This window comes from Sporosarcina sp. Marseille-Q4943, from assembly GCF_943736995.1.
Lineage (GTDB): Bacteria > Bacillota > Bacilli > Bacillales_A > Planococcaceae > Sporosarcina.
In genome coordinates this window covers 1112601-1136553 of the sequence record NZ_CALSFT010000002.1, presented here as the reverse complement: position 1 = coordinate 1136553, position 23953 = coordinate 1112601, and the positions used below count along the sequence as shown (strand labels likewise).

At 45.1% G+C, this 23953-nt stretch carries 22 protein-coding genes; 4 read left to right on the top strand and 18 right to left on the bottom strand.

All coding sequences use genetic code 11. The features are described 5' to 3' along the window. Window positions 1–38 precede the first annotated feature (38 nt). Both ccpA and NIT04_RS05530 read right to left on the bottom strand, forming a co-directional pair. Entirely contained in the window at window positions 39–1037 is a 999-nt protein-coding gene (ccpA, locus tag NIT04_RS05535) for a catabolite control protein A (RefSeq protein ID WP_252502596.1), read from the bottom strand. A gap of 101 nt (window positions 1038–1138) precedes the next feature. Continuing rightward, the gene (locus tag NIT04_RS05530) at window positions 1139–2221 is read right to left on the bottom strand and encodes a bifunctional 3-deoxy-7-phosphoheptulonate synthase/chorismate mutase (RefSeq protein WP_252503200.1); all 1083 of its coding nucleotides are present in this window, start codon (window positions 2219–2221) and stop codon (window positions 1139–1141) included. Between the two features lie 140 nt (window positions 2222–2361). On the opposite strand from NIT04_RS05530, the gene NIT04_RS05525 reads away from it, so the two are divergent. Further along, window positions 2362–4512 carry a cell division protein FtsA gene (locus NIT04_RS05525; protein WP_252502595.1) on the top strand — a complete coding sequence of 717 codons (2151 nt, stop codon included), beginning with the start codon at window positions 2362–2364 and terminating at the stop codon, window positions 4510–4512. A 57-nt stretch (window positions 4513–4569) separates the two neighbouring features. On the opposite strand, the gene NIT04_RS05520 is transcribed toward NIT04_RS05525, so the two are convergent. From NIT04_RS05520 to NIT04_RS05480, 9 genes are all read right to left on the bottom strand, one after another. Beyond that, window positions 4570–5208, bottom strand: coding sequence for a YtxH domain-containing protein (locus NIT04_RS05520; RefSeq protein WP_252502594.1), 639 nt, complete (start codon window positions 5206–5208; stop codon window positions 4570–4572). A gap of 149 nt (window positions 5209–5357) precedes the next feature. Further along, entirely contained in the window at window positions 5358–5843 is a 486-nt protein-coding gene (locus NIT04_RS05515; protein WP_252502593.1) for a DUF948 domain-containing protein, read from the bottom strand. A 204-nt stretch (window positions 5844–6047) separates the two neighbouring features. Further along, complete coding sequence (gene murC / locus NIT04_RS05510) at window positions 6048–7361, bottom strand: UDP-N-acetylmuramate--L-alanine ligase (RefSeq protein WP_252502592.1); 1314 nt, start codon at window positions 7359–7361, stop codon at window positions 6048–6050. 140 nt (window positions 7362–7501) lie between these two features. Further along, complete coding sequence (locus NIT04_RS05505; protein ID WP_252502591.1) at window positions 7502–10294, bottom strand: DNA translocase FtsK; 2793 nt, start codon at window positions 10292–10294, stop codon at window positions 7502–7504. Between the two features lie 115 nt (window positions 10295–10409). Further along, complete coding sequence (ytpR, locus tag NIT04_RS05500; RefSeq protein ID WP_252502590.1) at window positions 10410–11015, bottom strand: YtpR family tRNA-binding protein; 606 nt, start codon at window positions 11013–11015, stop codon at window positions 10410–10412. After that, window positions 11012–11830, bottom strand: coding sequence for a DUF1444 domain-containing protein (locus NIT04_RS05495; protein WP_252502589.1), 819 nt, complete (start codon window positions 11828–11830; stop codon window positions 11012–11014). Before NIT04_RS05495 ends, ytpR begins: the two co-directional genes overlap by 4 nt. A gap of 72 nt (window positions 11831–11902) precedes the next feature. Then, window positions 11903–12418, bottom strand: a complete 516-nt coding sequence (locus tag NIT04_RS05490) for a hypothetical protein (protein WP_252502588.1) — start codon at window positions 12416–12418, stop codon at window positions 11903–11905. Window positions 12419–12492: 74 nt separating this feature from the next. Then, window positions 12493–13011, bottom strand: coding sequence for a DUF84 family protein (locus NIT04_RS05485; RefSeq protein WP_252502587.1), 519 nt, complete (start codon window positions 13009–13011; stop codon window positions 12493–12495). Window positions 13012–13085: 74 nt separating this feature from the next. Next, window positions 13086–14159 carry a M42 family metallopeptidase gene (locus NIT04_RS05480; RefSeq protein ID WP_252502586.1) on the bottom strand — a complete coding sequence of 358 codons (1074 nt, stop codon included), beginning with the start codon at window positions 14157–14159 and terminating at the stop codon, window positions 13086–13088. A 185-nt stretch (window positions 14160–14344) separates the two neighbouring features. Here NIT04_RS05480 and NIT04_RS05475 point away from each other — a divergent pair, with 185 nt between their 5' ends. Next, window positions 14345–14659: a hypothetical protein gene (locus NIT04_RS05475; RefSeq protein ID WP_252502585.1), complete on the top strand. Its 315-nt coding sequence runs from the start codon at window positions 14345–14347 to the stop codon at window positions 14657–14659. 77 nt (window positions 14660–14736) lie between these two features. Here NIT04_RS05475 and NIT04_RS05470 read toward each other — a convergent pair whose 3' ends face one another. Genes NIT04_RS05470 through pepV form a run of 5 tightly spaced genes read right to left on the bottom strand, consistent with a single transcriptional unit; the run spans window position 14737 to window position 19558 of the window. Further along, on the bottom strand, window positions 14737–15582 hold the full coding sequence (locus tag NIT04_RS05470) for an MBL fold metallo-hydrolase (RefSeq protein WP_252502584.1): 846 nt from the start codon (window positions 15580–15582) through the stop codon (window positions 14737–14739). A gap of 23 nt (window positions 15583–15605) precedes the next feature. Then, the gene (gene trmB / locus NIT04_RS05465) at window positions 15606–16250 is read right to left on the bottom strand and encodes a tRNA (guanosine(46)-N7)-methyltransferase TrmB (RefSeq protein WP_252502583.1); all 645 of its coding nucleotides are present in this window, start codon (window positions 16248–16250) and stop codon (window positions 15606–15608) included. Between the two features lie 18 nt (window positions 16251–16268). Continuing rightward, entirely contained in the window at window positions 16269–17261 is a 993-nt protein-coding gene (locus tag NIT04_RS05460) for a nuclease-related domain-containing protein (protein WP_252502582.1), read from the bottom strand. A 33-nt stretch (window positions 17262–17294) separates the two neighbouring features. Next, entirely contained in the window at window positions 17295–18149 is an 855-nt protein-coding gene (gene dat / locus NIT04_RS05455; protein WP_252502581.1) for a D-amino-acid transaminase, read from the bottom strand. Next, the gene (gene pepV / locus NIT04_RS05450) at window positions 18146–19558 is read right to left on the bottom strand and encodes a dipeptidase PepV (protein ID WP_371922525.1); all 1413 of its coding nucleotides are present in this window, start codon (window positions 19556–19558) and stop codon (window positions 18146–18148) included. The genes dat and pepV overlap by 4 nt, the downstream gene beginning before the upstream one ends. A gap of 270 nt (window positions 19559–19828) precedes the next feature. Here pepV and NIT04_RS05445 point away from each other — a divergent pair, with 270 nt between their 5' ends. After that, window positions 19829–20050: a DeoR family transcriptional regulator gene (locus NIT04_RS05445; RefSeq protein WP_239431539.1), complete on the top strand. Its 222-nt coding sequence runs from the start codon at window positions 19829–19831 to the stop codon at window positions 20048–20050. 47 nt (window positions 20051–20097) lie between these two features. On the opposite strand, the gene NIT04_RS05440 is transcribed toward NIT04_RS05445, so the two are convergent. Both NIT04_RS05440 and NIT04_RS05435 read right to left on the bottom strand, forming a co-directional pair. Further along, window positions 20098–20814: a pseudouridine synthase gene (locus NIT04_RS05440; protein ID WP_252502579.1), complete on the bottom strand. Its 717-nt coding sequence runs from the start codon at window positions 20812–20814 to the stop codon at window positions 20098–20100. Between the two features lie 3 nt (window positions 20815–20817). Further along, window positions 20818–22434 carry a polysaccharide biosynthesis protein gene (locus NIT04_RS05435; RefSeq protein WP_252502578.1) on the bottom strand — a complete coding sequence of 539 codons (1617 nt, stop codon included), beginning with the start codon at window positions 22432–22434 and terminating at the stop codon, window positions 20818–20820. A gap of 130 nt (window positions 22435–22564) precedes the next feature. On the opposite strand from NIT04_RS05435, the gene NIT04_RS05430 reads away from it, so the two are divergent. Beyond that, on the top strand, window positions 22565–23830 hold the full coding sequence (locus NIT04_RS05430; RefSeq protein ID WP_252502577.1) for an NAD(P)/FAD-dependent oxidoreductase: 1266 nt from the start codon (window positions 22565–22567) through the stop codon (window positions 23828–23830). Window positions 23831–23953 lie beyond the last annotated feature (123 nt).

The following is a 23953-nucleotide window of genomic DNA, read 5'->3' as shown; positions in this document are numbered from 1 at the left end:
GAAAAAAGCTGTTCCGGAATTTTATCCGGAACAGCTTTTCATTTCGTTGATTCGCGTGCTTCCTTGTGGTACGGCAGAATGACATTTACATCATCGACTTCCTCGCCGTTCATCAGTTTCGTCAATAACCTCATCGAAACCGCGCCCAAGTCATATAAAGGGACGACGATGGCGGTCAATTGCGGTCTCACTGCACGTGACAGCAATGAATGCTGGAAACAGATCACTTCGTAATCATCCGGCACCGAATAGCCATCATCCCTAATGCCATTTAACACACCTACTGCAATTTCATCATTGCCGGCAAAAATGGCGGTAGGCTTCTCTTCAAGGTCACGAATAACGGTCCACTTATCGTAAGCGTCATCATACGTATTATCCGTTTCTATGAAATACTCCTCAATGAGCGGAAGGCCTGCTTCCTTCAATGCCCTCTCGTATCCGACTTTCTTACAAAGGCGATTGATATCCCTGGACATCGGTCCGCTCACATGTACGATACGCTCATGTCCATTTTCTATCAATTTCTTTACCGCTTCATACGCCGCTTCCTCGTGGTCTATGTTCACCGTCGGCAAATTTGTGTCATCCCCCAACGTGCCAGCCAAAACAATTGGCACATTTGCCGTCGCCATTTCAGATCTTATTTCCTCTGAGAGGGAATCACTCATGAAAATGAGGCCATCAACCTGTTTGCCAAGATGATCTTCTAATAGCTCAACTTCCCTTGTCGCCCGCTTATCCGAGTTGGATAAGATGATATTGTATTCATACATCGTCGCTATATCGGCAATGCCTCGGGAAAGTTCGGCATAATAGCTTTTTGAAATATCGGGAACGATGACACCGACCGTTGTCGTTTTTTTACTAGCAAGCCCTCTCGCCACTGCATTTGGACGATAGCCGAGGCGTTCGATACACTCGAGGACCTTTTTTCGTGTTGCAGGTTTTACGTTCTGATTCCCGTTCACAACTCGAGAAACGGTAGCCATGGAAACATTCGCTTCCCTTGCTACATCATATATTGTAATTGCCATTGACGAATCTCCTTCCCATCAGTATGTATTCGCTTACTTTCATTATAAACAAAACACCGGATCCTTGAAAGGTCCGGCGTTGTTTATAGAATAATACAAACTTAGACAGTCTGATGGGTGTTCATGAATCTTTCAATTTCAGCATAGAACTCATCGAACTGTTTAATATCCATCTGCTGAGCCGCATCAGATAGAGCAACTGCCGGATCAGGATGCACTTCCGCCATTACACCGTCCGCTCCGACAGCAATTGCCGCTTTTGCAGTCGGAAGCAACAAGTCTTTTCTGCCTGTCGAGTGGGTGACGTCCACGAATACAGGTAAATGTGTTTCTTGTTTTAAGATTGGAACTGCAGAAATGTCCAATGTATTGCGTGTTGCCCGCTCATATGTACGGATTCCACGTTCGCAAAGCATGATCTGACTATTCCCTTTGGAAATGATATACTCAGCTGCATTGATGAATTCATCAATCGTCGCCGCCAATCCACGTTTCAGGAGAACCGGTTTATTCACCATGCCCGCTTCCTTCAGCAATTCGAAGTTTTGCATGTTGCGCGCCCCGATTTGGATGACATCGATATAATCGAGCGCTTCTTCCAAGTGGGAAGGCGTAATGATTTCCGTAACGATCGACAAGCCTGTTTCATCAGCGACGCGCTTTAAGATTTTCAAGCCTTCTAGGCCGAGTCCTTGGAAGTCATAAGGGGATGTACGCGGTTTATAAGCGCCGCCTCTTAGCATCGTCAACCCTTTCGCCTTGATTGATTGAGCAACTGCAAGAACTTGTTCATATGATTCAACGGCACAAGGACCGAAAATGAAAGTCGGTTCCCCATTTCCGATTTTTTGTCCATTCACATCTACAATCGTGTCTTCAGGCTTGCGTTCACGGGAAACAAGCAATGCATTGCGCTGCTCATCTTCCTGGATTTCAAGTGCCGACATGAAGATACCTTTGAAGATTTGTTCTAAAATCCCGTTCGGAATCGGTCCTTTATTCGATTGGACCAAGGCGTTGAGCATTTCCCTTTCACGGATCGGATCATATCTGTTGACACCTTGCTTTTCCTTCACTCTTCCAATTTCTTGGACAACCGATGTACGTTCATTGATCAAGTCCAATATTTTGGTATTTAACTCATCTACTTGACCCCTAAGCTGATCTAAATCATTTTGTCTCATCATTATGTCTCCTCCCCGCACATATCATTCCCTTTTCGAAGACGGAATTCTATGTTACATTTTTATATAATAGTCCAAGTATAAAGAAAAGTAATTGAAAAGTCACGTCATTTTTATAAATTGTCTAATTTTCTTAGTATTTGACGAAAAAGAGGTGTGTTATTCTGTCGAACAAACTTTTCGCTCTCGATATCGGTACACGTTCTGTCGTCGGCATCATCTTGACTGAACAGGATGGCCGTTATCACGTTGCCGATCTCGTTACGATTGAACATAAGGAACGATCGATGATTGATGGGCAAATACATAATATCGTTAGCGTCGCCGCCGTCATTTCCGAGATAAAGTACATACTGGAAGAACGACACGGAACTCTGAAGAAAGTGAGTGTCGCTGCCGCAGGACGTGCGTTGAAAACGATGGAAGGGTCGATGACGATTGACATTGCAGGGACATCACTTTTCACTTCGGAGGATATAAACCGGCTTGAATTGGCCGCGGTCCAACAAGCACAACAGAAATTATTATCATCTGCATCCACTACTGACGATTATTATTACTGTGTCGGCTATTCAGTCCTTCACTATAAGCTTGATGGGGATGAAATTGGCAGTCTCATCGATCAGGCCGGCAGAACCGCAACAGCCGAAGTCATTGCAACATTCCTCCCTCGCGTAGTCGTTGAGTCGCTTCTATCCGCATTGATGCGGGCAGAACTTGAAATGGAGGCTTTGACACTCGAACCGATTGCCGCCATCAATGTTCTCATCCCTCCTTCCATGCGCAGATTGAATGTCGCTCTCGTCGATATCGGTGCGGGAACATCTGATATTGCCATTACGAATAATAATACAGTCGTCTCCTACGGCATGGTTCCTATCGCAGGGGATGAAATTACGGAAGCGCTCAGCAACCATTATCTTCTAGATTTCCCGGTCGCTGAACTTGCAAAGCGCTCTCTTGCAACAGAAGAAACGATTACAGTGTCCGATATTCTCGGTTTTGAACAGCAAGCGGCCTCTTCGGAAGTCATAACGATCATCAAGCCGTCCATCGAGAAACTGGCATCGTGCATCGCAGAAGAAATCAAAAGGCTAAACAATAGTAAGTCGCCGCAAGCCGTCATGGTTGTCGGCGGCGGGAGTCTTACTCCTCTTTTGACAAAGGAATTAAGCATCCGACTTGACTTGCCTGAAAACCGTGTCGGCATCCGCGGCCTCGATGCTTTGTCGGACGTCACTATATCTGAAGGTATCGTCTCTACCCCTGCCCTCGTTACACCAATCGGCATCGCGATTGCAGCAAGACGGGCACCGATCCATTATATGTCGGTAATTGTAAATGAAAAAACAATCCGCTTGTTTGAATTAAAAGAGATGACGGTCGGGGATGCACTACTTGCCGCAAATATCAAAGCTAGACAATTGTATGGTAAGCCTGGATTAGGGATGTCGATTACATTGAACGGCGGTCTTATGACGGTTCCTGGCGAACACGGCAGACCTTCCATAATACTGCTGAACGGGAAACCCGCCAGCACGATAGATTTCATTTCGAATGGAGATGAAATTGCTTTGGAACGTGGATTGGATGGAAGGGATGCATCCGCAACAATCCGCGATTTAATCGGTGATTATTCTCCAATCGAAGTGACGATCAACGGACGTGAACATACAATTTTGCCAAGTATAGAATGCAATGGCATACCGGTTGGGCTTGATACCGCTGTGAATGATAGAGATGAAATATATTATTCGCATTCAACGAAACTGAATGATGTGCTTTCAGAAATTGGTATTGAAAATTTTGATCCTTTCGAAGTTTACGTGAATAATAAAAGTGTCATTTTGGAAAACTGGACTCCGCAATACATTGTTGGAAATATGCCTGTCCCATTGGATCATCGTCTCAAAGATGGAGATGAAGTCCGTTTAGGGACGCAAACGTATCCTTCCGTCGGGGAAGTCATTTCTTCATTGGAGAAATCCACTCTTACAACAGCGAGTATAACGTTCAATGGCGAGCCGGTGACGATGACGAACATCGGAGCTTCCATCCTATTGAATGGACAACGAGTTGATACTTCCACAATCGTCCGCCCAGGGGACCAGCTTATCATACAAGAGACGGTACAATGGCCATTTCTGTTCAGTGACGTTTTCCTATTTATCGATTATTCGTTGCCAAAAACTGCATCTACTTCTTATCAGCTGTTACGCAACGGAGAGCCGATCGGCTTCAATGATCCGGTTTACAGCGGGGACGCACTCGAAATCAGATTTGGTACCTAATAATACTAGAAACGAAAAAGCCAGACACCCATTCAGGGCTGTCTGGCTCTATTACTATCATTTTTCTTTTTCGACAGAAATATGGTTTTGATTCACATTTTTATCTTGTCCGAAGTTCTCACTATTGTCATAGGAAACATCGCTATTCTTCGTCGATTGATCCTCAGCAGCTTTTTTATCCTGCTCCGTTGAAGTTCCAACGAATTCGATTGCCTCTTCACCTTCGGAAGATGCTGTTCCATCATCCATTGGCACAGAGGTTTTATTTGCCATCGATTTCACTTTATCGACAATCTGGCCGGATTGTTCTTGAATCGTTTTCGTCAAGCCGTCAGTCTTTTCCTTTGCCACAGAAGTGATTTCTGTCGCTTTATCCTTCGCTACAGTACTCAATTCGATTCCCTTATTTTTCAGTTGAACAGCTTGCTCCGAGAAATCGTCGCGCATTTCCCTGCCCGTTTTCGGGGCCAAAAATAATGCAGCTGCTGCGCCAATAACGCCGCCAACGAGCGCTCCTAACAGGAAGCTTCCTGCGCCGGAATCGTCGTTATCATAGAAATCATCCGTATTTGAACGGTATGGATAGTTAACAGGCAGCTGGGATGGCTCACCAAAAGTGTTCTTATATTCTTGGTTCCCGTAATAGTGGTGATCGTATTGCGCATCGTTATAGTTCGGTTTTAGTTTATCAGTCATGTGAATTCCTCCTATATGTTTTTTTCCCGCATCATCTGTCTGTTAAACCTTGGCTTACGTGTAGGATCCACAGACAGTACATGAAGGATTGGTTCTTCTAACAAGCGGCAGGAACCCCACCGATTGAAGTTACCCTTTAGGCGGTCATATTAGCGTACATCCGGACTAGGCAATCTCTTCTGTCCAGTGTCAGGTTTATAGACAGTCCATCCTGATGATCTTTCCGCTTTCATATCTTTCACTTTGCCGATGATGCCGAATGCGACATTGCTCCATTGAACGACTTGGGCTATTTTATCACTGTTCTTCTCGGCTTCGACAGTGATTGAATTGGTGACTCGGCGAACTGAGCTATTCAAGTCGCTGACAGAGTCCCCTACACCTTTCACTGCATCAACGACAGTGTTCAATTTTTCGGATTTCTGTTGAATATCCTCGGCAAGGGCATTTGTCTTATGAAGAAGTTCCGTCGTTTCCGACGTGACCCCTTCCAACTGGTTCGTCAAGCCATCCAAAGTTTCGGAAACGCTTCGTAATGTCGTTTTCAATGAACCTAATGTCATTGCAAGGCTTATACATAAAATCAAAAATGCGATTGCCGCAACGATTGCAGCAATATACAGTAATACTTCCATGGCAATCCTCCTCCCGATAAACATCCATAGATAATTTCTACCCTATAAATGAAATAAATAAACGCCGCCTACTCTAACCTTTTTCGACATCTTTAGCAAAACTCCTTCATTTTTTCCGAAATAAATTATTTCTGGATATTATGTATAATGATTTATTAGTGATTGGAAACAGTGACCAATCAAAAACAGCTTGATCCGAGGGGATCAAGCTGTTTCTTCTTTTTTTGTATGTTCGGCGAAGACGTTCAAATACTTTTGAATGTCTCCAGCGCCCATGAATAGATAAACTGCATTTCCGTGCTCATCGAGAACATCGATGTTATCCAAGTCGAGATGCTTTGCTCCAGGGATTTTGCCGACGAGGTCATCGATCGTCAAATTGCCTGATTTCTCCCGGGCAGAGCCGAAAATGTCGCATAAATAGACGTGGTCTGCAGTTGATAGGCTGTCTGCGAATTGCTCAAGCAAAGCCGCGGTGCGCGTGAACGTATGCGGCTGGAAGATCGCAATGATTTCCTTGTTGGGATACTTCTGCCTTGCTGATTGCAAAGTCGCCTTAATTTCCGTCGGATGATGGGCATAATCGTCCACAATCGTACGGCCGAATGATTCTGTTACAGTGAAACGTCTTTTGACGCCATTGAAAGTCGCCAATCTCTCTTCAATGCCTGTAGCCGGAATTCCTTCGTAATGGCATAATGCAATGACGCCTAAGGAATTTAGAATTCCATGGTCACCCGCCAATGCGATGCTGAATGTATGGTAGTATTCGTTTCGCACATACACGTCAAACGTTGCACCCTTCTCCGACTTAACTATGTTCTTAGCGGAGAAGTCATTCACTTCATCAAAACCATAGAAGACAACCGGAACATTCGCTTTGATTTGCGGCAAATAAAGATCATCACCGCAAGCAATGATCGCTTTCTTTACACGCAAAGCCATTTGGCTGAATGCATCCATTACATCATCCAAATCCTTAAAATAATCAGGATGATCAAAATCAATATTAGTCATAATCGCGTAGTCAGGCTCATAGGCAAGGAAATGACGTTTATATTCACACGCTTCGAAAACGAAGTATTCGCTGTCCTCTACTCCTTTGCCCGTGCCGTCACCGATCAGATAGGATGTCGGTGCATTCCCGGCCAAGACGTGCGCCAACAACCCAGTTGTTGATGTTTTTCCGTGAGATCCCGTAACGCCTACAGAAATGGATTTCTTCATATAGTTGCCTAAGAAAACATGATAGCGTATCACTTCGATGCCTAATTCATGCGCTCTTACGATTTCGGGATGGCTGTCGGGGAATGCATTCCCCGCAATAACAGTCATCCCAGGCTTAATATTATTTTCATCAAAAGGTAAAATCGTTATTTTTCTTTCATGCAACGGGTCTTCCGTAAAGAAATACTTCTCCACGTCAGAACCTTGCACTGCATAAGATGAATCATGGAGGATCTGTGCAAGGGAACTCATTCCCGATCCTTTGATTCCTATAAAATGGTACAATGTCATAATGCAACCTCCCGGGATCATAAATGTTCCCACACTATGGTTCATTAGCTTGAAGCAATCGCCTAACAGCCAATTCCCCATTCATTTTTTAATAATCTCTATTCCCAATTCCATTTCAAATGAATCGTTAATTAAATTTATTACAATTCAACCGGCTTTTCATTGCCATTCAAAAAATGGTTAAGCTCACTTTCTGTCAAATAGACTTCCCGTGCCTTACTTCCCCTTTGCTCGGAAATGAAACCTAATTTCTCCATGCGGTCCATCAGTTTTGCTGCACGGTTATAGCCGATGCTGAAGTTGCGTTGCAATAAGGACGTAGAAGCACTGCCTTGTTCGATAATGAACTTGCAGGCATTGGCGAATAAAGGATCTGACTCCTCTTCTTCCATTGTGTTCGCCAATAAATCCTCTTGGCCGAATAAATAATCCGGCTCCGCTTCGTTTTGAACGTGTTCTATTATACGTTCAATTTCGGCATCCGTGACAAATGTACCTTGTAACCGCATAGCAGAAGATTGACCGTTTCCAAGATAAAGCATATCGCCTTTCCCAAGAAGTCTTTCAGCTCCCGGTGTATCGATGATTGTACGGGAGTCAATCTGGGAAGAAACCGAAAATGCAATACGGGTCGGGACATTCGCCTTGATTGTCCCGGTAATGACATCGACGGATGGGCGCTGTGTCGCAATGATCAAGTGAATGCCGCATGCTCTCGCTTTTTGGGTGATTCTGCTGATCGACACTTCAACATCCGCAGGAGCCATCATCATCAAGTCCGCCAGCTCGTCAATGACGATGAGCAAGTATGGCATTTTCAGTGAAAACTTGCGGTCCTTCTCTGCCATTTCATTATATCGTTCAATATTTCTCGCTCCGACATGCGCAAATAGTTCATATCGACGTTCCATTTCACCGACTGCCCATTTCAAGGCAGCAGTCGCGGCCTTCACGTCTGTAATGACTGGGCTCAATAAATGCGGTATTCCGTTAAAAGGAGCCAGTTCCACCATTTTCGGATCGATGAGCAGCATTTTCAAATCTGCAGGTGAAGCCTTATACAATAAACTGATCAAAATTGAATTGATGCACACAGATTTCCCTGATCCCGTTGCACCGGCAATCATTCCATGCGGCATTTTACGCAAATCCAACGTTACCGGCTCGCCTGTCAAGCTAAGTCCTAGGACCGCTTCCAACGGAGATTCGGAGTCTTGGAACCGTTTCGTTTCGATCACTTCCGAAATCCGGACAGCCCTCGGCTTCCGGTTCGGAATTTCGATTCCGATCGAGCTCGTTCCCGGAATCGGCGCCTGAATCCGTATATCCTCCGCCGCAAGAGCCAACTTCAAATCATCAGTCAAATTACGGACCTTGCTCACTTTCGTTCCGTGCCCAACTGTCAACTCAAATCTCGTGACAGTCGGTCCTTGCACTGCTTCAATGACGTTTGCCTGCACTGCGAAATAGGAAAGCGCCTCTTCAAGTTTTTCAGACTGGGACTGGAGCCATTCCGAATCTTCTATATGCTCCTCAGGCTGAATAAGAAACTCTTTTGGAGGGAATGCATAATAAGGTTGGTCTTCCAGCTCTTCCTGATGCGCGTCTAGGACATGTTCGGGTTCCGTCTGTACAGCAGCTGCTGTTTCAACATCAATCGGTTTAGACTCCAGTAAAGGCTTACTGTTCACTCTTTTTTCGCGTTCCTCATATTTCAGTTTATCATTTTTCAACATGAGGACATTGAAAGGCACTATCTTTTCTTTTTTCTGTACTGGACTGCGTACAGGATCAGAAGCGTCTTCAATTCTCGTTTCCGGAGCATGGACAGTCGGAGACTTTTCCTCAGAGGTTTCCGAGGAACGATCATACGTGAGCTCTCCCTCCTCTGAAGCTTCCGGGGTCTGTTCATACTTGAATTCTTCGATTATCGGTTGCGGATCCACTTCGACCTCTTCCTTAGCTGTTAATTCCGAATCAAGCCCAGGTTGATGCTGTTCTTCAGCTTCTGATTCGTGTAACTCACCAAGATGTCCATCCATTCCAACCGTAATCGTTTCTTCCACTTGGTCAACCGCCGATTCGAATGATTCGGCTTCAAAATGTTCTTCTTCAACAACCTCTTCCACATGAACTAAATGACGTTCATCCATGACCGGAAGCTGACCGTCCCTCATTCCCATTTCGTTTTCGGGCTCATCCGGTTCCGCAAAACTCTGATCGGCTGGATGATCACTTTTCAGCACTTCTTCTTTTTCATAAGTATGTGCATGATCTACTGAATCAATGCGGTTAATTTCTTCTTCCGCCACTATTTGTCCATTAGTGAAGTTAGCATCGTTTTGATCAAATGTCGAGTCTGTGTGGGTTAAATCAGTATTTTTTTTGGTTCCAGTATCCGACTCGTCGAGCATGGCTCTAAATTTCTTAACGTCTGGTCTCGAATAGCCATAGATCGGCGACACCACTTCGGTTGGTGTGAACGGACGGCTGCTCCGTTTCCGTATAATTGCCGAACTACTTTTCTCTTTATCTTCTTCGGCAGGCACGGAGTCCTTTTTAGGAGCTAGTCTCGGGATTGCTTCCGGTTCGAGTTCATGCTTCTTTTGATACTTCAGCGGAGCTGTCGCACGATGGATAGTCGGTTTTTCGTTTCCTCCAGGCCATCTTTCATTTTTATATAACGGAACAGGTTCGAACCCATCGTCATGAAGTTCCGTAATTAAATTATCTGCTTTTCTTCTTTCGTTTTCCGGATCGGGTTCCCAGCCATAGATTTCAGCATCAGTAATGATTGGAAAACGGAAAGCCGGCTTTTCAATTTGTACTTCCTCTTCATGCTCTTCAAGTTCAATGTCGATTAAATTTTCTTCGTATTCTTCATTTTTATCCGCATCAAATATTCGGTTCATCATTTTTTTAATCCAAGTCAAATCTATCACTCTCTTCAAGTCGATCATTCTATTTTAGCAGGTTTTCGACGATTAAATCAATCGTATGGCCAAAATAAGAAAAACGTACTGCTTGGGGCAGTACGTTTTTCTAACATCATATTGTAAAAGAATCACCAGGAGTCGCATCTGCACCAAGGACCATAATCCCTTTTTCAGTAGGAGCATTTGGAATACCCAGTTCCTTAGCTGAACAAATCATTCCCGAGGAAGCGATTCCTCTAAGCTCCGCATCTCTGATGACCATTCCAGAAGGCATGACCGCCCCCACTTTAGCCACGACGACTTTTTGGCCTTCTTCGACATTTGGCGCACCACAGACGATTTGAAGTGTTTCATTTCCAACATCGACTTTGCACACACTCAGTTTATCCGCATTTGGATGCTTTTCTTTTGCTACGACGTGCCCGACTACGAACTTAGGAGTAAAATCGACATCCAGCTCCAGATCCACTCCATTCGACTTCAGCGCTTCTTGCAGCTGACCGACGATTTCTTCCGTCGTTTCAACTTGTCCGATAACTTCCGTCTTCACATAGTTTGAAGCCTTGAAGACGTTGAAACCAACGACTTTATCCGTTGCTGCGTCTTTAATGAGAGCAATATCATTCTTCTTTTCAATTTCCTTATTTTCTGGGCGTTCTGTCGTTAATTGAACAAGGAGTACATCGCCCACTCCATTTTGATTGTAAAAAATATTCATTTCTTTTTACCTTCCTTTCGAGCAACCCGATTTTTTGCCATTATGAAAATCGGTTCCAATTTACCATCTTCATAGATGAATGACAAGGAGGTGACTGGCACCGCCCCGACTGTGAAAAACTGCATCGTCATTTGCGCAAGCACATCATACCCGGTATCGTTTCGGATATCGCCGACAATCAGAACGTCCTGATGAGGAACCGAAACGGTCATATGGCCTTCGATTTTCTCTTCCATTTCCTTCAGGAAGGAATGATTTAAAATACGGCTCGCGTCGTAACCGTCGTTATTATTGACGAAATAAAACAGATTTCCTGCCACTTCATCCTTTTTCATAGTTGTCGGCAACGATCTCACCTTGAACAACGCTGATTCCATTATTTCCGACTCCGTCATGCCGAGAGATTCGAGCATCGACTCATCGATAAGACGGTATGTAGTACCCAAATCCAGCGCATAGAAGATTCTTGTCTCCGCTGTATGATCTTTTACGATGAAGCGATCTCCCGCCTTTGATGTTTTTGGGAAGGATGTCGAACGAATGACGGGATAGATTCCATTTTCTTTCAAGAATCCTTCCGTTTGCTCTTTTTCCATTGCATTGAACGTTTCCCGTATCGTGTAGACGATTTCATTGATTGCAGCTTCTTTTTTCGTTTCATATTTCGCAAGGATTTCCGGCAAGGAAATATCCATCCCTTTTTTCAAAATAGAATGCTCCAAACGAACCTTATCGGTTTTCCGATCGAAGCTCCATTGCAAATGCTCAGATGGCAGTTGCTCTTTCAGTAATTCCACTAATTTTTGTGAATTCATGCCCTTCACCCTTTCTTCAAAAATAAACGGCCGCTCGCCGCAATTGCGCCGGGTGACCGAGTCGTCAACGAATTAGGGGCCTTGTTCGATGGACCGTACAATCTCCATCATTTTGCCCATATTCGCTTCAATATTATTGACCTTGGTGATTGTCGTTATTTTAATTCCGCCTACGCTTGCAATGAGCTCGGCCTGATCCTCACCTTTTTTGGCAATCGATGCGAAACCGAAATACCCATCGTCGGTGAACACTTCCTCGAACCGCTCTTTATCCTCTGTTTTTTTCAACAGATCGTAAAAGAGTGTGCTATCTTTTTTCTCATTCGGGTTAATGAAAAGAAGGAAAGTTTCATCGCCTTTTTTCATAACGATGTTGTGGGCATCGGACTTCTCGTCTATCGTAAATCCGGCCGGTTTATATAATGAAACGCCATGAACTTCATCATTCACATGTTGATCATGCAATTGAAAAGCCTCTTTTGCCGAGAGGATCGCCTCGGTGGCTTGTTCATTGAAAGTTTTGCCACATGCGGTTAATGCAGTTATGGATAGGAGTGCCAGGAATACGAATTTCCATAAGCGGAACATTCAGCTTCCTCCAATCGTACATTTTTAATCAAATACCGATACCTATTTTATAGATAATAACGCCTATATGCAAATTAAGCGTTCTTGTAGTACTTCAATTGACCAATCAATAATTGCATGACGTGTTCGAAAAGCTTATCACGCGTGACTGCTTGTGCAGTGAACATCCCGATTGCGCCTTCGCTATGACGGATGCCGCTTGCTTTGAAATATTCATCGACGACAATTCCCAATTCCCGCCCTTTCATCAATTCGGATGCAATTTCGTCAGGCAATGGAATTTGGGCTCCTCCAGCTGTGAATGATTTCCCCGAAGGCAATACGAGTGCACCCCAATTGCATACGAACATCTCGTCCCCCAGCATCCGCACCCCGCCTTCCAAGCCGATGCCGATAGCCCCTACTAATTCATTAGCGGCATTCGTTGCACGGTTTAATGCTCCTGCTCTCGTTTCTTCATCGCCAACAGGCTGATCCTTCACTCCGGACGGAACTTTCACTTCAGACAATCCGCTTCCTGGAAAGTGGCTTTCGATAACCGCCCGTGCCGCTTTCACTTTCGCTTGATTGGTCGAACCAATGATGAAATTCATGCTGTTCTCCTTTCTGTCCTAAAAAAAAAAGCCATCCTCGCTGTTACTAAAAGGATGGCTGAATCGCAATTCAATCAAACATTACTCTTTATCGTTTCAACAGTCGTTTTATCGCAAGCTTTCACTAATTTAACAAGAAGCTCCTTCGCCGCTGCATAGTCATCGGTATGGATGATCGAAGCGGACGTGTGAATGTATCGTGAACAGATTCCAATTACCGCACTTGGCACGCCTTCATTTGAAATGTGGACTTGTCCGGCATCCGTTCCACCCATGGAGATGAAATATTGATATGGGATATTATTCGTTTCCGCCGTATCGAGGATAAATTCACGCATGCCGCGATGCGTCACCATCGACCGGTCGAATATGCGCAGCAATGTTCCTTTTCCAAGTTGGCCAAATTCATTTTTATTGCCGGAAGCGTCATTTGCCGGGCTCGCATCTAAGGCGAAGAACAGATCAGGATTGATCATCCGAGCGGCAGCCTGCGCTCCGCGCAAACCGACTTCTTCCATGACATTCGCTCCGGAATAAAGGTTATTCGGGAGCGCTTCCCCATGAACCTCTTTCAACAGCTCGATTGCCAAGCCACAGCCGTATCGGTTATCCCACGCTTTCGCCAAAATCTTTTTGTCGTTTGCCATCGGGGTGAATGGGCAAATCGGAACAATTTGCTGGCCTGGACGAATGCCGATCTTTTTTGCATCCTCTTTATCATCCGCGCCGATATCGATAAGCATGTTCTTAATATCCATCGGTTTATTCCGGATTTCGTCACTAAGCAGATGTGGTGGAATGGAGCCGATTACACCGACAACAGGTCCTTCATCAGTAATAATTTGGACACGCTGCGCCAATAGCACTTGACTCCACCAACCCCCAAGCGGCTGGAAACGGAGCATGCCATTATCAGTGATCGCAGTAACCATGAAACCTACTTCATCCATATGTCCCGCAACCATGATCCGCGGACCATCTTCACGGCCTTTACGAACGCCGAAAATACCACCAAGATTGTCTTGAATGAGCTCATCGGAATACTTGCCTAATTCTTCGCGCATAAAGTTGCGGACCATATGCTCATTTCCTGGCGCTCCAGGCAGTTCCGTCAATGTTTTAAACATGGTCAACGTTTCATTGTTCATGAGAATTTTCCCCCAATTCGATATGTACTTCCTCTAGTATAGTGCACGAATTTGAAACTTTCCATTATTATATTTAGCTTTCCGAATTAGTTTTTCACTCAAAAACAATTTCCCATTTCAAGAGTTAAACATTTTTTTGAAATATGGTACACTTGGGGAAGATTGATGGAGGGGGTTTCACAGACATGAAAGTAAAAGATTTCATAGCAGGAGTTTTAACAGGTGTAGCTGCCGGTCTCGTTGTCAATCAGGCAATCGAAAAGATGAACCCGAACACCCCGGCGGAGCATGTCTTGAATGCAGTGAAGGAGGCCTTCAAAAAAGAAGGGCCGATCGATGGTTCATGGATTGTCATGAAACCTGAACCGTTTACAAACAATGTCCTGTCGATGGAAGTGTACCGCGGCGGCATCACAAGAATCCGGAATGGCGAACTGGAGCAATTTGAATTTGCGGCAAATGCGCAAACAGGCACTGTCGTCGAATTGATTCAAAAATGAAAAGAAAATTTGCATACTAAAAGCAACAGGCGAAGGAGCATAACAATTCCCTTTCACCTGTTGCTTTTTTATGTTTATTATCTTGTACGCTCGACCGATTCGGTAATTTCTTTGCCGCCTTCATCCCATTGGACGAGACGGTAAACCGCATCATGATAAAAGATGAAACGATATCGGCTAGGCAATGCTTCTTTCATAAGCTTTTCTTTCGCAAAGATCGAAGTCATCGGGTAATCATCAAAAGCCAACACCCATAATGGATTGCTATGGGCATGCGTCGGCATAAGATCTCCCATATGAAGGAGCGTTTCACCGTTTTGGGTCAACTTGATGATACTATGGCCGTCGCTATGGCCTCCCGTATGGATCATTTCAATGCCTGGCAATACTTCCACTCGGCCTTCGAATGTTTTCACTTGATGCTGGACGGGTTCCCAGTTCTCTTTCCAATACGTATTCCTCGAACGGATATTAGGGTTTCTCATTTCATCCCATTCAACTTGAGAAACATGAATTTCCGCATTCGGAAAAATCGACACAAGTTCATCATTCGCATAACCAGTCAATCCTGCAGCATGGTCATTATGCAAATGCGTCATGAGAATCATATCGATGTCAGCAGGCGTCAATCCGATTTCCGCCAAACTCTCCTCCACTTTCGTTTCGGCACGGACACCGAGATTGCGCTTCAACTTGTCCGAAAGCTTCCCTTTCCCGATCCCTGAATCTATGAGGATATGTTTCCCTTCATAGGAAATATAGATCGGATCGGTCCGCAGCTCGATCAAGTTGTTTTCATCGACGTCATATTTGCGCGACCATAACGCTTTCGGAACTACCCCGAACATCGTTCCGCCGTCAAGAAAATTGACTCCCCCATCGAGCCAAGCAAGTTTCATATCGTGAAAATTGTATGTATCCAAACATAACATCCCCTTTCGTACGTCTAATTATTGAACATTGCTTCCAATCGGTAGATCGGCTGCCCCTTTGCTGAAAACTTTTCCTCATATTCCGTCATAATATTATCCTCAGGCATTTCCGCATGCAAATCAAGTGACACATCCTGAAGGATCATCCCGTAAGCAGACATGGAAACGAGAGAGTACTCGAACAGGTTCCTGTTGTCAGTCTTGAAGTGGATTTCTCCTCTATTCTTCAACACCGCCTCATAGCGGGCCAAAAATGATGCATGGGTCAACCGGCGTTTTTCATGGCGGGATTTCGGCCATGGATCGGAGAAGTTCAAGTAAATCCTATCCAATTCTCCTCGTTGGAATAATCCCTCCAAATTGGCGCCATTTCCTCTAAGCAGCCGTAAGTTGGAAGGCTTTTCCGCCTCAATGACCTTTTCCAAGGCGGATACGATCACATTATCGAAATGCTCGATTCCGATATAGTTGATGTCTGGATTGGCAAGAGCCATGCCGATGACAAATTGCCCTTTCCCTGTTCCGACTTCTACATGTATCGGATTTTCATTGCCGAAAACCGATTTCCACTCTATTGCTGTTCCTTCTTCTTCGTGGATCAACACATCAGGATGCTCTGCCATGAAATCTTTTGCCCACGGTTTATTGCGAAGCCGCATAATCAATTACACTCATTTCTATTCATTATTATCAGGCTGTCCCTGATCAATCTGCTCTTCAAAAAGTCTGCTCACCGCAGTAGTTTGTCCGTTATCCAAAATCGATTGTGCTGCCTTAAATTGGTTGTACTTCATTGGCACTGTCGATTTCCGGAGCGAGGCGAACCAGTTTTCGTATGTTCTTCGGTCAATGATGTCTGTATCGTAAGGCAACCCTGGGTAATCAATATAGCCAGTTCTTGAGATGACCAATTTCTTAATAGGGAAATCGACTTCATTCGCCGCAAAGATTCCCGACACTATTTTCTCCATCCGGGTCAGTCCGATAAGGGGATTTAATACTCTGGAGTCCTGATCACCGAATTTCTTCGTCCAAAACCGATCACCACTCCCGATGTATGCAGCCGCGCTCTCTGCTTCCAACACTGTGATGCATAGGCATTCTATCGGCGTGATGAGGATGATGTCGAGCTCAACGGGTGCTTTTTTTACTTTAAGAATCGGGTAATAGAACAAAAGGTAGCTGTCAGGAAGTTGCTGGGTGAAGCTTCTAAGGAGTGAATCCCTCATGAAACCTGCATCCAGATTGGACCTTTCCAACATCGTCGAGCTTGCCCACTTTAATTGAAAATGGAATAGCTGGTCCAAATAAAGTGTCCGAAGCTGTTGCTCGTTTTCAGGATGATAGATGATATTTGGATTAAAATCCAAGACTCCCACATCATCATCTTGTCCATCCTTGCCAATCTCCAATGGCTCCTCTTCCTCTAAACGCACTTTCCGATTGCCGAACAGACGGAATAGAGGGGAATACCATTTCCCCTCCTCGGTCTGTTGCTCCCCCGTTTCTTCGGGGATATGCCTCCAATCGGAAAGGTCAGCTCCATGCTCCCATTGAGTTTTCATCCGTTTCCATTGGGAGGTTTTCAACCGGATATATTGTGTAGGATAACGTGATAAATCGTTTTCGTAGCGAGATACATAATCAAGCAGTTTGACGAGTTGCGCCAATTTCATCCACTCCGATCAGTAAGGCAATGTTCATCATTCTCCCGCTACGGACAACGGAATCTGCCGAGCGAATGCTTCCTGCAGGCTTCTCGTAATTCCTCCCGGCGTGCCGGAACCAACCTCTTTTTCATCGATTAAGACGACCGGGGTGATTTCCGCGGTAGTCGACGTAATGAAAAATTCATCCATCGCGTACATCTCGTCCGGTGTGAATGCTCGTTCTTCGACAGGAATTCCGTTTTCCTTACAAAGCTTCAACACAACTTGGCGTGTAATTCCGTTCAAAATGAGATTTGTCGCCGGATGTGTAATGACAACGCCATCTTTGACACCGAATGCATTGGAGGATGATCCTTCCATAACAATGCCGTTGCGGATGAAGATTGCCTCAGCACAGCCCGCCTCGTAAGCTTCTTGCTTTGCAAGTACATTGGCTAGCAAGTTCAGGCTCTTAATATCGCAACGAAGCCATCTTACATCTTCAACTGTCTTCACCGAAACGCCGCCCTCGATATTGCTCAAAGGCCTTGGATTATGGACGGAGTAAGCAGTGACGACCGGAGTCACTGCAAGTTCAGGAAACTGATGGACTCGCGGAGATGCTCCACGTGTCACTTGCATATAAACATGGCCGGTTTCTACTTCGTTCACCTTGACCAATTCTTTTGCGATGTCGATCAACTGCTGTTCCGAATAAGGGATGGTCATTTTGATTTTCGAAGCGCTTTGGAAAAGGCGCGCAAAATGCTCCTCGGCAGTATACAATTCCCCGTCATATACTTTCACGACTTCATAAACCCCATCACCGAAGTAGTATCCTCTGTCATCAATCGAAATGTTCAAGCTATCCTTCTTAGTGAATTGGCCATCAATAAAATACATTGTCATTCGTTTTCCCCTTCCCCTTCTTTAGACGCAAGACGGCTGATCGCTTCCGAGTAAATAGCTGTCGCCTTCAATAAGTCCTCTATATATACATATTCATCCGCTTGGTGGGCGACATCGTCCCTTCCTGGGAAGAGCATCCCGAAAGCGACTCCTTTATCAAGCACGCGCGCATACGTCCCTCCACCAATCGCCAAAAGTTCAGCCTCTTCACCCGTATAGGACGTGTAAATCTCTTGCAACGTTTTGATAAACGGATCATTTGCATCGACATGATGCGGCTTCGAATTAGATTTTACTTCCATAGTGAAAGGTGTATCCTTCAACCGATCGTTGCAAGTCCCGATCTTCTCTTCAAACGGATAAGTGACGGAATATCGCATGCTCACTTGCACTAGGCCGCCTTCTTCTGGAGTGAAGGAGACGATGCCCGCATTCAATGTCGTATCGCCCGATATTTCATCATTATAAGCCAATCCTAGAAAACGTCCTCGTGTTTCCGTCCCAAACGCGTCAACAATAAATTGGGTGAAATCCTTCGATTCGCCTTCTTCGAAAATCTTATTCAAGAATGTTGCTAGAAGAACCGCTGCGTTCACTCCATAGTCGGGCTCCATTGCATGGGCGGACTTGCCATGGAAACGTAAAAACGCCTCGCCGTTTTCCTCAACAATCGACGCTACGACGTCATGCATATTCGTGAAGCTTTCAAATTTATCTTGAATCTCCTTGAAATCGAATCCTTTAATATGCGCTTCCGCATAATCTGGCACCATATTTGTCCGGTTGCCCGATTTGAAATGTAGAAGCTGCCCATCAGCCTCTTTCGCCTTTTGAGTGAAGACCAATGTTGAAATCCCTTTTTCAGCGTTGATGATCGGGAAATCGGCATCAGGAGCAAACCCGATTGTCGGCATTTCCTCTTTTTCGAAATAACGCTTCACACAGCGGAAGCCGCTTTCTTCATCTGCCCCGATAATAAGACGGACCCTTTTATTCAGAGGAATTCCAGCTTCCTTCACCATTTTCATGGCATGCCAAGCAGCGATTGTCGGCCCTTTATCGTCAATCGCACCGCGTCCGAACAGCTTCCCGTCTTTCACAGTGCCGTCAAACGGACCGTATGACCAATTGGAGCCAGCAGGCACAACATCGACGTGGCAAAGGATGCCAAGCAGCTCATCCCCTTCACCCATTTCAATATGGCCAGCCATATTATCGATATTCTTTACAGTGAATCCCGCTTTCCTGCCTTCCTCCAGAAGCCAATCAAGCGCCCGCTTCGGCTCCGGTCCAAACGGTGCATCCTCTGTCGCCAAGCTCTCATCAAGTACGGACGGAATGGAAACCAATTGCTTCAAATCATCAATCAGAAGATTTTCTCGTGCCAACACTCTTTCTTTCCAATTCACCAATCCAAGCACCCTCTTTCCTGATACCCTATTTTTACATGTTCAGCTTAGAAAATAAAGAGCAAAACATTTGTTACAGAACTTTTACAAAAAATCCATGTACTATTAGCAAAAATGAGTTATACTTATATTGTCAGAACATTGCATCTGACGCAACGTTCTGATGAAAGGAGTGCATTGTCGGGGGCTATTTCAACTTAACATAGGGTACATTCAATAGTCTCATGCCCATCGTTTTTGGAAAATGATGATGAAGGAGTGGTTCCACAGTTGAATCCAGCTACTGATCGTATGCTTACCCGCATCAAGGACGTATATTTATATATCCTTGACAGGGGTATTGTCACAACGGAAAATGTTGTTGAAGAATTCGGCATCACTAACCGCACAGCGCAAAGGGACTTGAACGTCCTCGAATATAACGAGCTTATAACAAGCCCTGCCCGCGGGAAATGGACGACAACAAAGAAAAAAGTTAAATTGCCCTCGTAAATACACTTCAATCTAGCATACGAAAAGGCTGAACCGCACAATACGGTTCAGCCTTTTACATTGCGGAGCATAGCGACTTCCTCGTCGGTCAACTCCCTATATTCACCTAATCGTAAGGTCACATCCAACTCCAACGGCCCCATTGACAGTCGTTTCAAATAGACAACCCGCTTCCCGACCGCTTCAAACATCCGCTTCACTTGATGGAACTTCCCTTCAGTAATCGTCAGCTCGATTTCCGACGTTTCAGCTGAATGTAATATGTGAAGCTGTCCCGGTTTTGTGAAGTAGCCGTCGTCTAACGTTACCCCTTCTCCGAACCGTTCGATATCCGTTTCATCGACTCGCCCATCGATATGGGCGTAATACGTTTTTGGAACTTCCTTTTTCGGCGACAATAACTCATGGGCAAGCTTGCCGTCATTCGTTATCAATAAAAACCCTTCCGTATCCTTGTCGAGCCTTCCAACCGGAAACGGTTCAAAATGCCGGTATTCACTGTCCAGCAGATCGATGACGGTCCGGTCCCGGTCATCCTCGGTCGCAGAGATGACGCCTTTTGGTTTATTTAACATTAAATAAATGAATTCCTTATAGACGACCCGTTCACCGAGGATCGTCACTTCATCGAGATTCGGATCAACGTGGAGCGATGGATCCTTCACTAGTTCGGCATTCACTTGAACAGCGCCTTTTTTCAGTAGTTGCCGCACTTCCTTGCGGGAGCCAAATCCCATATTCGCCAATAGTTTATCAAGACGCATTGTTCACCCTCCAAAACCAAACTTCTTCGTAATTCTCGTCAATCGGTCGCCAAACAGTTTTTGCGCGAGCCCAGATTTCAATGAAAGGGCCCCGTAAACAACCACCCCGACAAATGCACAAATCATAACATAAAGAAGCGCCTGCATCTTGCCGCCGACTGGACTGAATGCCAACAGCCCCTTTAACGTAAAGTGAACGGCAATAAACATGATCACATTGAAAATTCCGATGAGTACCAGCCGCCTGAACACCATTCTCGAACGGTAATGAAGGACTCTTGAAATGACATAGATATTGATTCCGACAGCGATTGCATATCCGATTGCCGTAGCTGCGATCGCACCGTTCACTTCGAAAAGCTTAATGAGGGGGATATTCAAAATCATTTTGAATAATAGTCCCGTCAGTGAAGTGAAGACAATCCATTTATGTCTATCAATTCCTTGGAGGATTGCTGCAGTTACTGAGTAAAGGCCGAACAGTATTGCGACGGGTGCATATGACGCTAATATACCCGAACCGACAAGACTTTTACTGTAAAGGAATGTATAGATTTCATTCGAAAGGACGATTAGTCCAAGAACCATTGGAACGGTTAAATAGAGCATGATTTGAAATGTCTGGTCCAATGAACGCGTTATGCCCTTCTGATCGTTCTTCGTATAATAACCCGTAATGACTGGAATGAGCGCCATTGAAAATCCTGTCGCAACCATAACCGGAATCATAACGACTTTATGGGTGAGGAAGTTTAGCATCGTTAAATAAACATCGGTTACTGTATCGAGTCCGATAGAGTACATCGCACCATTGAACGTGATCATATCAATGAATTGATATAAAGGATTAATAACACCGACGAGGACAAACGGAATCGTATACCCAATTACTTCTTTATACATATCGAGAAAAGTGACATTGCTAGCAGGTGGACTGCTTTCATAAAGCTTGCTGAATTCCGGTTTGTACTTCATCCAATATCGATATAGGACGACGAGACCGGCAAGCGCACCGATGAATGCTGCAAACACAGCGAAATTCACCGCTGTCCGTGGAGACAGATCTAACACATTTACTACGATAAAACCGCCGATAAGAACTACAAGTATTCTGACAATCTGCTCGACAAGTTGCGAGACGGATGTCGGCTCGAATTTCTGGTTCCCTTGCAAATATCCGCGAACGATGCTCATTAATGGAACTGCCAGCAACGCAAAGCTAACCCAGCGGATAACAGATGTAATTTCTTCTATCGTGAAAATCTGGTCATCGCTCTTCCGTACAAGATGGGCAATCGGTTCAGCCATGAAAAAGAGGACTAGAAATGAGAGAATGCCGGATAATGTCATGACGAGCATTCCTGATTTCATTAACTTGCGCCCAGTTGCATAGTCACCCATCGCATTATATTTCGATATGAATTTGGAAATGGCGAGGGGAGCACCTGAGATTGCAACTGCCAAAGCTAAGTTGTATGGAATGTATGCGTACTGATATAAACCAATATTTTCCTCCCCGACAATTGCATAAAACGGAATAACGTATAATAGACCGAGCGCCTTCGATAAAAAGAGGCCGATCGTTAAAATAGCCGTGCCTTTCACAAGGTTTGATGACATATTTGATCCTTCCAATCTTAAGAACTACTCAACAAAGCTACATACCAGTTTACCCTCCGCCAGCACTTTTCACAATGATTAACGGGCGCATCATGTATAATGGAGAAAAACTGAAAGTGTGGTTCCATATATGTATGACGTCATAATCATCGGTGGGGGTCCCTCAGGACTGATGGCCTCAATCGCTGCGGCAGAGCATGGCAATAAAGTGCTTCTTCTCGACAAAGGGAAAAAGCTTGGCAATAAATTATCCATATCAGGTGGCGGAAGGTGCAATGTTACGAATCGACTGCCGCTTGAGGAAATTGTAAAAAACATCCCAGGTAACGGAAGATTTTTATACGGCCCATTTTCCGTTTTCAGTAATGAGGATATCATTGCGTTTTTTGAAGGGCTCGGCGTTCCGTTGAAAGAAGAGGATCACGGTCGGATGTTCCCTGTCTCGAATAAAGCTAAGGACGTCGTCAATGCGTTGCTATCCGAAATGGATCGATTGCATGTGGAAGTGAGATTGTCGACCCGCGTGAAAAAACTACTAATGAATGATGAACGGATCTTGGGCGTGCGGCTCGAAGACGGTGAAGAAATCCGTTCTCACGCGGTCGTTGTTGCGGTTGGCGGAAAGGCGGTGCCGCAGACCGGAAGCACAGGAGACGGATACCCGTGGGCGGAGAAAGCCGGGCATACTGTGACCGATCTGTATCCGACAGAAGTGCCGTTGCTGTCCGATGAACAATTCATCCAATCGAAAGAACTGCAGGGCCTCGCATTGCGGGATGTCGCTGTTTCCGTCTTGAACGCCAAAGGGAAAACGCTTGTCACTCATCAGATGGATATGCTGTTCACCCATTTCGGGTTAAGCGGTCCCGCCATTTTACGGTGCAGCCAGTTTGTCGTGAAGGAACAGAAGAAAAATGGAGGACAGCCTGTTGAAATGCGCATTGACTCGCTCCCTTCCATGAATGAGGAAAAGGCCTTCCAAATGATTCATGGTTTGTTGAAAGACGATCCAAAGAAGGCTATTAAGAACAGCTTGAAAGGAATCGCACCGGAAAGGTGGCTGCTGTTTTTATTTGATCGGGCAGGAATTGACCATGCCGATATCGGAGCCGGCCTTTCCAATGAAAAAATCCGAAAGCTTGCGGGGCTATTGAAAGGATTCCCGATGACCGTAAATGGCACGCAGCCGATTGAAAAGGCATTCGTCACAGGCGGTGGGGTTTCCACAAAGGAAATCGAACCTAAGACGATGGCTTCCCGGAAAAAGGATGGACTTTTCTTCTGCGGCGAAATCCTAGACATCCATGGTTATACGGGTGGATACAATATCACTTCCGCTCTCGTCACTGGACGGATCGCCGGCATGAGTGCCGGGGCGTTTGCGAAGGATCAATGATAGATATCAACATCAGGGAGGTGCTCCCTGGTGTTTTTTTGTGCAATCGGTTTGTGCCTCCGACGCAATCAAAAAAAATCCGTGGAAAGTAACAAACTCTTTCCACGGATTACAAATATTCTA